This is a genomic window from Paenibacillus sp. J22P169, assembly GCF_059691995.1.
Genome location: NZ_JCAUAO010000007.1, coordinates 123,920 through 136,022, shown reverse-complemented (window position 1 = coordinate 136,022; position 12,103 = coordinate 123,920). Strand labels below are relative to the sequence as shown.

11 protein-coding genes are annotated in these 12,103 nt (G+C 44.8%); all 11 read right to left on the bottom strand.

Annotated features, from left to right (window positions below; translation table 11 throughout):
* Positions 1-231 precede the first annotated feature (231 nt).
* Positions 232-1,320, bottom strand: coding sequence for a 3-phosphoserine/phosphohydroxythreonine transaminase (gene serC / locus AC58QG_RS26545; RefSeq protein WP_497365102.1), 1,089 nt, complete (start codon positions 1,318-1,320; stop codon positions 232-234).
* Positions 1,321-1,399: 79 nt separating this feature from the next.
* Positions 1,400-1,909, bottom strand: a complete 510-nt coding sequence (locus AC58QG_RS26540; protein ID WP_497365101.1) for a mismatch-specific DNA-glycosylase — start codon at positions 1,907-1,909, stop codon at positions 1,400-1,402.
* Between the two features lie 18 nt (positions 1,910-1,927).
* Positions 1,928-3,160 carry a DUF1501 domain-containing protein gene (locus AC58QG_RS26535; protein ID WP_497365100.1) on the bottom strand — a complete coding sequence of 411 codons (1,233 nt, stop codon included), beginning with the start codon at positions 3,158-3,160 and terminating at the stop codon, positions 1,928-1,930.
* A gap of 11 nt (positions 3,161-3,171) precedes the next feature.
* Positions 3,172-4,500, bottom strand: a complete 1,329-nt coding sequence (locus AC58QG_RS26530; protein WP_497365099.1) for a DUF1800 domain-containing protein — start codon at positions 4,498-4,500, stop codon at positions 3,172-3,174.
* 124 nt (positions 4,501-4,624) lie between these two features.
* Positions 4,625-5,182, bottom strand: a complete 558-nt coding sequence (locus AC58QG_RS26525; protein WP_497365098.1) for an NADPH-dependent FMN reductase — start codon at positions 5,180-5,182, stop codon at positions 4,625-4,627.
* 187 nt (positions 5,183-5,369) lie between these two features.
* Positions 5,370-6,794, bottom strand: a complete 1,425-nt coding sequence (gene glnA / locus AC58QG_RS26520; protein WP_497365097.1) for a type I glutamate--ammonia ligase — start codon at positions 6,792-6,794, stop codon at positions 5,370-5,372.
* Between the two features lie 239 nt (positions 6,795-7,033).
* On the bottom strand, positions 7,034-8,077 hold the full coding sequence (gene aroF / locus AC58QG_RS26515; protein ID WP_497365096.1) for a 3-deoxy-7-phosphoheptulonate synthase: 1,044 nt from the start codon (positions 8,075-8,077) through the stop codon (positions 7,034-7,036).
* Between the two features lie 154 nt (positions 8,078-8,231).
* A complete protein-coding gene (locus AC58QG_RS26510; RefSeq protein ID WP_497365095.1) occupies positions 8,232-8,747 on the bottom strand; it encodes a DUF2062 domain-containing protein in 516 nt (171 codons plus the stop codon).
* Positions 8,748-8,807: 60 nt separating this feature from the next.
* Positions 8,808-9,764 (bottom strand): 4-hydroxy-3-methylbut-2-enyl diphosphate reductase, encoded by a 957-nt coding sequence (locus AC58QG_RS26505; protein WP_497365094.1) that lies wholly within the window; start codon positions 9,762-9,764, stop codon positions 8,808-8,810.
* A 46-nt stretch (positions 9,765-9,810) separates the two neighbouring features.
* Positions 9,811-11,304: a sensor histidine kinase gene (locus AC58QG_RS26500; RefSeq protein ID WP_497365093.1), complete on the bottom strand. Its 1,494-nt coding sequence runs from the start codon at positions 11,302-11,304 to the stop codon at positions 9,811-9,813.
* A 1-nt stretch (position 11,305) separates the two neighbouring features.
* On the bottom strand, positions 11,306-11,995 hold the full coding sequence (locus AC58QG_RS26495; protein WP_497365092.1) for a response regulator transcription factor: 690 nt from the start codon (positions 11,993-11,995) through the stop codon (positions 11,306-11,308).
* Between the last annotated feature and the right edge of the window lie 108 nt (positions 11,996-12,103).

Below are 12,103 nucleotides of genomic sequence, written 5' to 3'. Positions count from 1 at the left end.
TTTAGAAAAAATATTTTCATTTTTTACTTGATTTTTTCGGATATGTCGAAATGACTAGGACGTTAATCCCCCACTAGATCTAGTTTCAACTTCTGGCTCAATTACCGCCTTTAAACCTTCTCAGAGACCCTCTACAGGCTTCCAAACCCTACAATCGATAACTCCATGCCTCCAACAAAAAAAGCTATTCACGCGCACACGAGGGTGCCATGAATAGCTTATTTCAATTTCTTAACTGTTGCGTTGTTGGAAATCCGTCATGAAATCAGCAAGTGCTTTACAAGATGCGTAAGGGACTGCGTTATACGTAGAAGCACGTAAACCACCAACACTGCGGTGACCTTTCAATCCAACGAACCCTTGTTGTTCGGTTTCTTTAATGAATTTCTTCTCAAGCTCTTCATCTTGTAAGCGGAACGTAATATTCATCGCAGAACGGCTTCCTAGATCTACCGGTCCACGGTAGAAGCCATTGCTGCTATCAATAGCGCTATAAATGAGGCCTGATTTTTCTACATTATTCTTCTCAATAACCGTCAATCCGCCTTGCTCTTCAATCCATTTCAACACCAGATTCACCATATAAATGGAGTATGCTGGCGGCGTGTTGTACAAGGAATTGTTTTTGCTATGCGTTTCATAACGCATCATGGTTGGGATTGTTTTTGGCAAATCAGTTAGTAAATCGTCTTTGATAATAGCAACTGTCACACCAGACGGTCCAAGATTCTTCTGTGCTCCCGCATAAATCATGCTGAACTTCGAAACATCGACTGGACGGCTCAAGATATCACTGGACATGTCACCGATCAAAGGAATGTTGCCTGTATCCGGAAAGCTTTGGAATTGAGCACCTTCAATGGTCTCATTGGACGTGATATGCAGATAAGCTGAATTCGGATCTAGGTTAATGTCACTCAATGCAGGAATTTTCATAAATTTCTGCTCTTTCGAACTAGCCGCAAGAGAAACTTCTCCGAATAGTGCCGCTTCTTGCACAGCCTTCTCGGCCCAAGCGCCTGTCAGCACATAGCTGCCAACCTTGCCTGACTTCAAGAAATTCATAGGGATCATGGAGAACTGAGAGCTCGCTCCACCTGTCAAGAAGAGAATTTGGTACCCATCCGGAATACCGAAAATACGCTTCAATAACGCTTGTGTTTCATTATGTACTTGCTCATATTCCGCACTACGGTGAGAAATTTCCATGATGGACATGCCAATACCTTTAAAATCAACAAACTCCTCTTGCGCTCTCTGAAGTACTTCGAGCGGTAACGCCGCAGGCCCTGCGTTAAAGTTATAGGCCCTGTTTCCCATGAGTGACCACACCTTTGCTTTTGTATTATGGCTATGATAGCAATATTCTGATCAAGCATCAAGTAAAACCTCAAACAAGCTATTCAAGAGCAGGTCGAATACCACTGTAAATCGCAACCATTTCCTCCAGCTTCATCCGAACAAGTCCACTCGAAGACGGGCATACATAATCAACAACACCTTCTACCATCGGATTCGGTTGTATCCCCCATGCAATGCCTCTGCGGCCGCTATACTGCTCATAAACACCCTTTCCAACAAAGCAAACAACCTTAGGGCGGAAGCATTCAATTTTCTCTTTTAAAATACGTCGGCCCTCTCGATACTCTTCTGCCGTGATTTCCGCTGCTGCCAGAGAGGGACGTGACACGATATTCGTGAAGCCGTAACCGATTTGCAGCAGATCACCATCCTCTTGCGGCTTGTAGAGCCGAGGTGTTAAACCCGCCTGCAGCAGAATGCGATAAAAACGATTGCTCGGATTCGCATAATGATGCCCGGTTTCGCCTGATCGGATACTCGGGTTATAGCCAACGAAGAGAATTTGCAAACCCTCCGCAATATGATCTGAAATTGCCGCTAGCTCCAACCGTGCACCTCCTACTATTTAAATAAACTTCAAATTCTCATAAGATTTACCCAGCACGCTTGATGTATCCCCATTTAACCACGAGTCAATTAACGTGCTATATACGGAACGGAAATCCACTTCATATTTCAAATCACCATTGTCCAAATTACTCAGATTCGGGTAGGTCCCATACAGTCCACCATTTACCTTACCGCCAATGACGAACATCGGCGCCGCTGTACCGTGGTCTGTGCCACCGCTTCCGTTCTCTCTAACGCGACGACCGAACTCGGAAAATACCATGACAACAACACGATCCTGCAGTCCTTGTGCCTGCAAATCCTGATAGAAGGCAGTCAGCCCTTCATCGACCTGCGTGAGCATTTGGGCATGCTGCAGCTTCTCATCCGCATGATCATCAAATCCACCCACTTCTACATTGAAGAGTCGCGTTCCCGACTTTCCAGCCAACAGCTTCGTTACGAGCTGCAGGTCCCTCGCAAAATTCGTATTCGGATACTCAATTTTCTTCGTATAAGTGGCAGCAAGCGATTGAATCGCTTCAACGCTCTTATACGCTTCCGACCCTCGAGCTGATGCGACACGCAGTTGCTCCAATTGATTTGATGCCCCATACATATCCAGGAACGCTTTGGTTATTCTATTCTTGTCCATTAAGGCCGTCTTAGGATCAAATACATGATAGGACTCCAGGGATTGAATCACTGGAAAACTCGACTTATCCGAGGCGAAGGCTTTGCTGCCTGAACCGCCAATTTGAATCACCTTTAGCGGATTAGGATTACTTTGTAAGCTAGCTTCTGCATATCGAGCTAACCAGCCGCTGCGACTCATTCTCGCAGGCTCTGCAGTTTGCCAGATTTCCATGGAGCGAAAGTGAGAATGATTAGGCTCCGGATATCCAACTCCTTGTATAATAGCCATTTTGCCTAACTTATACAACGCCGCCAATCCAGTGAGACTAGGATGCAGGCCAACTTGATTATTTAGCGCCAGTACTTCCTTCTGCGCATACGCGAGTGTTGGACGTGAATCATAGTAAATGCCTTGTCCATATGGAATCAATGTATTAATGCCGTCATTACCGCCGCTTAATTGCACAACAACCAGCACCGGGTCATCCACGCCGGATTCAGAGCTTCCAGCCCATAGTGATTTGCCCGTATCTGTGAAAAGCGCACCACCAAGCCCAAGGGTTGCGAATAACGCCGTGCCTTTGATCAAAAAATCTCTTCTCGTTAATTTCACAAGGTTCCCCCCTATTTCATCTGAGCTTCAGGACTGATCAATACAAGCTGTAAGAGGCCGCGCAAGCCTGGAGTTTTCTGCTTCGTCTGGCTGGTATGTACAATGGTATCGTCTGCGTAAGCACTCAAGCTCTTTTGTGTTTGTTCTGATAGTTCTGTTATTCCCATGAGCTCAGCACAGAACTTCGCCCATGCCATTGGAGACTCCGCTTGATCGGGCTTGAAAGCAGAAGAAGCAAGCTGTTGTCCATTCATTTGCTTCGCAATCCCTTCAGCAAACTGATATCTTGCCAACAAACAGTTCGTTGTAAGCCAAGAGGCGCCGCCTCTCCAGCCTGCAACATCAGGTGGGACGAATAGTTCCTGCCCCATCTTCCTCATTGCTTGAGCATGCCCCTTGGCGACGGAGAGCTTGCAGCATTTCAGGATACCCGCTACATAATCAGCCGGCGTTTTAATGAGCGACATCCTATGATTCTCCGCGTAGAACTCATCGGATAGGAACAGCTCTTGCAGCACTTCTCCCACGGTTTGTTTCTGCGTGATGAGTCCTGCTAGGGTCTGAATCCAACTATCCGATGGCGTATCGGTTGCAAAATAATTCAACAGCTTTGCAGCTAGAAAAGTTGGCAATGCTTTTTGATGAAATAAGATATCAATCACATCATCTGCATCTAGCTTGCCGCTTTCTCCCAGCAAAGTTTTGGAGTCGTTATCGTGCTGCTTAGCATTGTAGTTCACCTTATGTTCATTCTTATTGTACGACCAGCCTGTGAACGCCCGCGCGGACTCCTTCACGTCCGTCTCGGTATAATGACCGATACCCAGCGTGAATAGCTCCATCACCTCACGGGCATAATTCTCATTCGGCTTGCCCTTCTTGTTCTGATTCACGTCCAGCCATATCATCATGGCAGGGTCCTTACCGATTTCAGTGAGCAGCTCTTTGAAATTCCCTAGGGCATATGTTCGGAAGAGTTCATTTTGCCCCACCATGAGCGACGCATCCTTCACCTTATAATTCGCCGTTGCGAAATGACCATGCCAAAATAACGTCATCTTCTCGACGAGGGGCGTAGGTGAGTTCACCATCCGATAGAGCCAGTACATCTGCTGATCCGCTAAGAGGAGTGGGTCCAAGGCCTTCTTCCCGTCTGCGTGGAATTGATCAAAGGAAGCGAGCTTCGGGGCATTATCGATCAAATTTTCACCGCTAACTAAGCGTCGAACCGTTTCCTCTCTTCCAAGGGCCAAGCAGGCTGTAATTTCCTCTTTCGTTGAACCAAACCCTGCGCGCAGTAAAAGATGAACAACTTCCTTGTTCGTCCACTGGACTCCCATGATCTCCCCACCGTTCATTTTTTACCATACTGTACCATATAAATGTGTCAAAAGTGTGTAAAAATACAAAAAACCAAGTCTGTTGACTTGGTCTTTACATGCTTCTGCTAAAGTGCAGAAGCTATTACACATTCGGTCGTCCCGAAAGCTGTTCGGCGAGCTGTAAAAAGGATCCTACAACACGTTTAACTCGCTTGTCCACATCCGGGTGAATGTCCTCGTAGCTTGCATCTCCGCGGAAGCTCTTGCGTTGATCGCCACCAATAGATATCCATTCTGGGCAGTTAATCCCGTGTAGATTACGAACTGTCGTCTGCATCTGTGTCAGCGAGCTGACAGCAACCGCCCCGCCAGAGGAGCTGACGGATAGCACAGCTTTATTCTTGAAATGGTCCTGTCCAACATGATCGAGCGCATTCTTCAATACCCCCGACATTCCACTGTGATACTCCGGCGTTGCTAATACAATCGCATCAGCGGATAGCATCGCATGTTTAAATGTCTCCAGTGCAAGATGATTGCCCCCCTCATCTTCAGGGGTATAGAACGGTAACGGCGTTCGGTACAAATCTATAAGTGTTACGTCATGTTGTTCTTCCGTTGCCAAATGCTGTATATATGCAGCAAGTCGTGTACTTGTGGCAGCTCCATGGTTGCTTCCTGCTACAATTGTAATTTTCATCGTCAATTCATCCTTCCTTTGCTCATCGTTTAACGATAATTATACCGAACAATTCAACTTTGTATATATTTAATTATAATAATTATAAAACAATAATTACTATCGTTTTGAATAAAAAGAAAACTGCTCCTCCATAGCGTCCTATGAAGGGGCAGTTCCTATGATTGTATCGTAAAAGTGCTAAAGATTAGCAATCGAAGTAAAGGTTGTACTCGTGTGGGTGAATACGAATTGCAACTTGTTTCGCTTCGCCACGTTTCAAGTCGATGTAGTTATCGATGAAATCTTGTGTGAATACGCCGCCTTCAAGCAAGAAGTCGGAATCAGCTGCAAGAGCATCCAAAGCTTCGTCTAATGTACCAGGAACGCTGCGGATTTCAGCTTTCTCAGCATCGGACATTTCATAGATGTTTGTATCGAAAGGACCGTATCCAAGAGCACGCGGATCGATTTTCTTTTTGATACCATCAAGACCAGCCATCAACATTGCTGCGAAAGCAAGGTATGGGTTAGCTGTGCTGTCAGGTGTACGGAACTCAATACGACAACCTTTAGGTGTCACAGCTGCGATTGGAATACGAACTGCTGCGGAACGGTTACCTTTAGAGAATACAAGGTTTACCGGAGCTTCGTAACCAGGAACTAGACGTTTGAAGGAGTTTGTACTTGGGTTCGTGATCGCGATCAACGCTGGAGCGTGATACAGGATACCACCGATGTAGTTGATAGCCATTTCGGAAAGGTTAGCATATGCGCCTTTTTCGTAGAACAATGGGCTACCTTCGTTGAAAATGGACATATGAACGTGCATTCCGCTACCGTTGTCACCAAATAGCGGTTTCGGCATGAAAGTTGCAACTTTACCATATTCTCTCGCTGTGTTAGCAACGATATACTTGTATTTAAGCAGGTTGTCTGCTGTTTTAGTCAATGTGTCAAAACGGAAGTTGATTTCAGCTTGACCAGCTGTTGCCACTTCATGGTGATGACGCTCAATGCGAAGACCTGCGTCAGCAAGCTTATTACACATTTCGGAACGGATATCTTGTTGGGAATCCATCGGAGCTACTGGAACGTAACCGCCTTTAACTGGAACTTTGTAACCAAGGTTACCGCCTTCTTCTTTACGACCAGTGTTCCAACCAGCTTCTTCGGAGTCAACTTCGAAGTAGGATTTGTTCATACCATTCTCGAAACGAACATCATCAAAGATGAAGAATTCGGATTCCGGAGCGAAGTATGCAGTTGTACCTACACCAGTTGTTTGCAAATATTCTTCAGCCTTTTGAGCAATGCTACGTGGATCACGGTCATAACGGTCGCCTTCAGGTGTATGGATGTTGCTCATAATTACTAGAGTTGGGTGTGCTGTGAAAGGATCCACATAAGCAGTTTCCGTATCTGGCATCATTACCATGTCAGATTGTTCAATACCACGGAATCCTGGGATGGATGAACCGTCAAAAGCTACGCCATTCACGAATGTTTCTTCATCTACTTCTGTAGCTGGCAAAGAGATATGCTGCGCTTTACCGGAAAGACCAACGAAACGAAAATCTACCCACTCAATATTTTTTTCCTTGATAAGGTTCAACACGTTTTGAACTGACATTTAAAAAACCCTCCCATTTCCGTACATTCAACGTACTTTGCATGATTAATGTTCTTCTTTTGCTTGTTTTCTTTCACATATTATATAGCGATTCCTCTAACACAGTCAATACTTATGTCAGGTATTTTTTATCGATGTGTTAGCTATTCTTACACTTACACACAATTTTCACATGTATCCAAAAACAGGAAAGAGGTTTCTCCACTTCTAGAGAAACCCGTTCCTGTGAAAACCGTATATTACGCCAAAATGGCTTCTTTTTTCGTATCAAACTTCTTACCAAGTAATGGAGCAAGCTTCTCAAGATCATTCAGCAAGTGAGCAAATTGATCTGGGAACAAGGACTGTACACCATCGCCTGTCATTGAATTGTCAGGATCTGTATGCATTTCGATAATCAATCCGTCCGCTCCAGCTGCAACTGATGCCTTCGTCATTGGAACGACTAGCTCTCTGCGCCCTGTTCCATGACTTGGATCTGAGATGACTGGCAAGTGACTCAACTGTTTAAGTACTGGAATGGCCGATAAGTCTAACGTATTGCGTGTGTAGGTTTCGAATGTTCGGATTCCGCGCTCACAAAGCATAACGTTCGGATTACCGCCAGCAAGAATGTATTCAGCTGCATTCAAGAATTCATCGTAAGTGGAACTAAATCCACGCTTAAGCAATACGGGTGTTTGAATCGTGCCTAATTTGCGAAGCAGATCAAAGTTTTGCATATTACGCGTACCTACTTGGAGAATGTCCGCGTATTGCGCGCAGACATCAACATACTCCGGCGTCATGACTTCTGTAATGGTAAGTAGACCATGCTTCTTACCCGCTTCAGCCATCATGATCAGCCCTTCAACGCCAACACCTTGGAAGCTGTAAGGACCTGTTCTTGGTTTAAAAGCACCGCCGCGAAGCACCTGTCCGCCCGCTGCTTTCACCAATCGAGCAATCTCATCGATTTGCTCTGGTGTTTCTACTGCGCAAGGACCACCCATTACGACAAGTTGCTCTCCACCGATTTCAACACCTTTAATAGAAATAACTGTATCCGCTGGATGGAAATCGCGGCTAGCTAATTTGTATGACTTCGAAATTTTCACAACTTGCTCAACGCCTGACATTTGACGAAGTTGTTCAGCTAATTTCGGATCCGCTTGACCAATGATGCCAATTACCGTACGATCCTCGCCTTTGGAAACATGCGCTTGAACCCCTTTGCTTTCAATAAATTGCACGATTTCCTGAATACGCTCATCCGAAGTTTTGTTTGATGTAATTGCGATCATGTGATCCACGCTCCTAATTAGTATGATATGGGATAATTTATTATTATTTCACTTACATGCTTCAACGCTTGTTCGCTTCTACGCTTCTATGCTTTTAACCACTAAAGCAAATATACAACGCTTGACGATAATTCGTCAAGCGCTAATTTATTTACTATTCACTTGTATCCGAAGGAGCCAACTGATCTTTACGTATTCTACGCTTTTCTTTACGGCGATTCGTGTGGTATTTAAGCAAAAGCACAACGGGGAAATAAGCAATGATACCTAGGAAAAGACCAACGACCATACCCCCAACAATTAAATCTAGCCCGCTCCTAATTATATTAGATAATAGATGAGGTAGATGATGGATGAGATAGATCTTAAAATGCTTCGGCACTAAAGCTTCCCCGACTTGCTTATTAAGAATGGAAAAAGGTATATAGATGACTTTACCGAACACAAAGCCAATTAATGCTGCAGGCAGGTTCGCTCTCAATAGGTAAACCAATGGAAAGATGAGAACAAATGCAAATCCTGCAGTCGGCAACGTGAACATCTCAACGAATAAACCAATCGAAAAGCCCCTTGCTACCTTAGAAGGACCGCCCTTGGCACGTAAAAGAAGTAAATATTTGTACCTAAACCAACGTTTAGTACTTTTCCAATCGTAGCGAGCTTTCATCATTTTCACCTTCTGAGTACTTTGCATGCTAGTTTCAATCCCGTCGAGTGGAATAAGCAGGAATTACACGGTACTTGCTGCTTTGGATTTAACAGTAGGAATTAGTTTCTTCATATTAATAGTACGTTTTATTTCCCAACTGGTTTCATCTTTCGCATCGTAGTTCTCCAAGTAGGTAATCACCTCTTTGGTTATCGGTGTTGGCGTGGAAGCCCCAGAGGTTACACCGACTTTACGAACATTTGCTAACCATTCTATGTTCAATTCAGAGACGTCTGAAATTCGGTACGCCATCACACCAGCGATCTCTTGAGAAACCTGTGCCAAGCGGTTGGAATTGTTGCTTTTCGGATCTCCAACGACAATGACAAGATCAACTTCCTTGGCTTGCTCCGCGACAGCTTCTTGACGAACCTGCGTTGCTAAGCAAATTTCGTTGTGAATTTCGGCTTTGGGGAAAAGATCCAATAACCGATTCATGATATGCTTAATATCCCATTGGCTCATGGTTGTTTGATTCGTAATAATAATTCGATTCGACTTGAGATTGAGCAACTCAGCTTCCTCAAGCTTCTCGATGAGATGCACATGTTCAGGAGCTACGCCGATTGCACCTTCCGGCTCTGGGTGGCCCTTTTTGCCAATATAAATAATGTCATAGCCATCCGCGACCTTCTCACGAATCAAATCGTGCGTCTTCGTCACGTCAGGACAAGTCGCGTCAACAACCGTTAACCCTTTGTCACGCGCCAAACGCCTTACTTCAGGAGAAACCCCGTGTGCAGTAAATATGACAGTTCCCGTTTCGACTTTCTCCAAAATCTCGAGACGATTCTCGCCATCCAGCGTAATGACGCCTTCTTCTTTGAAGAAATCCGTCACATGTGCGTTATGAACAATCATGCCTAAGATATATATAGGTCTGGGAAGATTTAAATTTTTAGCAGTTTGCATAGCGAGCGCCATTGCGTCAACAACCCCATAACAGTAGCCTCTGGGGGATATTCGAACAACTTCCATTTCTTCCACCTGCCTAAGCCATCGTATTTCCTCTAATTATATCTGATTATATAGCATGAGGGAAGTTTGCTGGAATCCATATTAAAAATGTACTTCCTTCGTCCTTCCGTGTGGTGACTTCAACAGACCCATCATGTTCATCAATGATCCATTTGGCAATGGAAAGCCCCAATCCCGTCCCTGTTGTTACACCTCTAGACAAGTCAGCGCGATAGAAGCGATCGAAAATATGTGGGATATCTTCTTTATCCATCCCTATGCCGGTATCTGATATCCGTATGCCAACGAAGGTGTTCCTACGTATTGCCTCAATCGTAACAGTCCCTGTGGGCGTATATTTGAACGCATTCTCAATAAAAATAAACAACAATTGCTGCAGGTAATCACGGTTTCCTTGCACAATCGCATCCTCTAGCGCATCTAGATTGCCAACTTGCCATTCGGCAGTATGCTCGAGCAGCTGTGCTCTACGTACCACCTCATGAACTAAAGGCTTGAATTCAATCGGTTGTTTCTCCATGAGAACACCAGCATCCGCCCTCGCAAGTGCGAGTAAATCGTTGACTAATCTACTCATCCGCTGCGCTTCCCCAGCAATATCGTGCATAGCCTCCAAGGACATCTGGACTTGATCGGGCGTTGCCAGCGCTTTGGTCCCCGAGGTTTGCTTCCACATTTTCTCCAGCAAATCTACATTGCCTCGAATTGTCGTCAAGGGCGTTCTAAGCTCATGAGAAGCGTCGGATACGAATCTTCGCTGTGCGCGGTAGGCCTCATCTAATTCCACATACGTAATTTGTATGCGCGCCAGCATGCCATTAATCGTATTCGTCAACCGGCCTATTTCATCTAGAGGTCCATCATAGTGTATGCGCTTCTCAAGATCATCTCCACTCTCGATTTGGTTCGCAGCATCAATGACACGCTCGATTGGCTTGAGTGCCTTACGAGCCAAGAACCACCCCAACGAAGCGGCAACAATAATGGTTAAAATAGCCCAAATGATGAGTGTATAACGAAGCGTAACTGCCGTTCTCTCATAGCTGCCAATAGGCACTGCCGATTGCAGAACCCCTATGAGCATCCCTTGATTATCGGAAGCTATCCCTAAGTAATAAATAAGAAAATCCTGATTGAGGATCTTTGTTTTCTCGAAAAAGCCAACCTCATCTTGCTGCTTACTTAGCTGCCGTTGCAATTTATCAATGGACGCCTGGTTAATGGGCAGGGTTTGATCATAATATTGTAAATTAGCCGATCGGTTATAGCTCTTTAATGCGATATTATATAATTGTAAAAAAGTATTTGTAGAGTAGAAATCTCTGCTTTCTAACTCCAGATCGACAACAAGACCTTTCTGGGAAAGCGCAATACTTTTCTGGATACGAGTAGAGCTGTTAACAGCTTCCCTTTTTACATCTTGACGAATTTGATCATAAAGGAAATAGTTCAAGAAGAAATAGAGAACAATTCCAAAAAGCAGCATCGTAATGGCCAATATGCCTGAATACCAGAGCGTTAGCCGCAGGCGAAGCGACATCTTAATTTTCCCCTCTCAATACATAGCCTGCTCCTCGGACCGTTTGAATCAAACGTTTATGGCCAAATTCTTCTGTCTTCTGACGCAATAGCGCTATGTAGACCTCTAGGACATTGGACTCGCCACTATAATCGTAGCCCCATATTTTCTCCATAATAATATCCCTCGACAGAACTCGCTTCGGATTCTGCATGAATAAATGCAATAAATCGAACTCTTTCGTCGTTAATTCGATCAGTTTCTCGCCGCGAAAAACCTCACGTGTATCTAAATCCAGCACAGCATCTTCAAAGCCGAGCCGATTGTTCATCTGTTCAGGTCGTTCTGCTCTTCTACGCAGCAATACACGTACTCTGGCTAGCAGCTCTTCCAAAGCAAAGGGCTTGACCAAATAATCGTCAGCACCCAAATCGAGCCCTTTCACGCGATCACTAATATCGTCTTTCGCAGTCAACATGAGGATCGGCACTTCACTTCCGCTTTCACGAATCCGACGAACAACTTCCCAACCATCGATATGCGGCATCATGACGTCCAAAATAATAAGCTGTGGCTCTGTCACCAACATCTGCTTTAGACCCTCTAAACCATTCGCTGCTGTCGTTACCAAGTAGCCTTCAAAGGCAAGTCCTCGTCTCAGCATGGATGTGATTTTCTCATCATCATCAATGACCATAATGTTTTCTCTCATTGCTCCGCCCCCCGTTCTAAATCCTATTGTAGCAAAATTACCGCTTAGCAAAAAGAAGCAGAGCCTGCAAGCTTGAGGCCGCGGACTCTACTCCTTTCATATAATTCT

Coding starts and splice junctions, on each gene's coding strand:
- AC58QG_RS26500 (WP_497365093.1), bottom strand. CDS start 11,304: ATGTCGCTTCGCCTGCGGCTAACGCTCTGGTATTCAGGCATATTGGCC.
- AC58QG_RS26510 (WP_497365095.1), bottom strand. CDS start 8,747: ATGATGAAAGCTCGCTACGATTGGAAAAGTACTAAACGTTGGTTTAGG.
- AC58QG_RS26525 (WP_497365098.1), bottom strand. CDS start 5,182: ATGAAAATTACAATTGTAGCAGGAAGCAACCATGGAGCTGCCACAAGT.
- serC (WP_497365102.1), bottom strand. CDS start 1,320: ATGGGAAACAGGGCCTATAACTTTAACGCAGGGCCTGCGGCGTTACCG.
- glnA (WP_497365097.1), bottom strand. CDS start 6,794: ATGTCAGTTCAAAACGTGTTGAACCTTATCAAGGAAAAAAATATTGAG.
- AC58QG_RS26530 (WP_497365099.1), bottom strand. CDS start 4,500: ATGGGAGTCCAGTGGACGAACAAGGAAGTTGTTCATCTTTTACTGCGC.
- AC58QG_RS26505 (WP_497365094.1), bottom strand. CDS start 9,764: ATGGAAGTTGTTCGAATATCCCCCAGAGGCTACTGTTATGGGGTTGTT.
- aroF (WP_497365096.1), bottom strand. CDS start 8,077: ATGATCGCAATTACATCAAACAAAACTTCGGATGAGCGTATTCAGGAA.
- AC58QG_RS26495 (WP_497365092.1), bottom strand. CDS start 11,995: ATGAGAGAAAACATTATGGTCATTGATGATGATGAGAAAATCACATCC.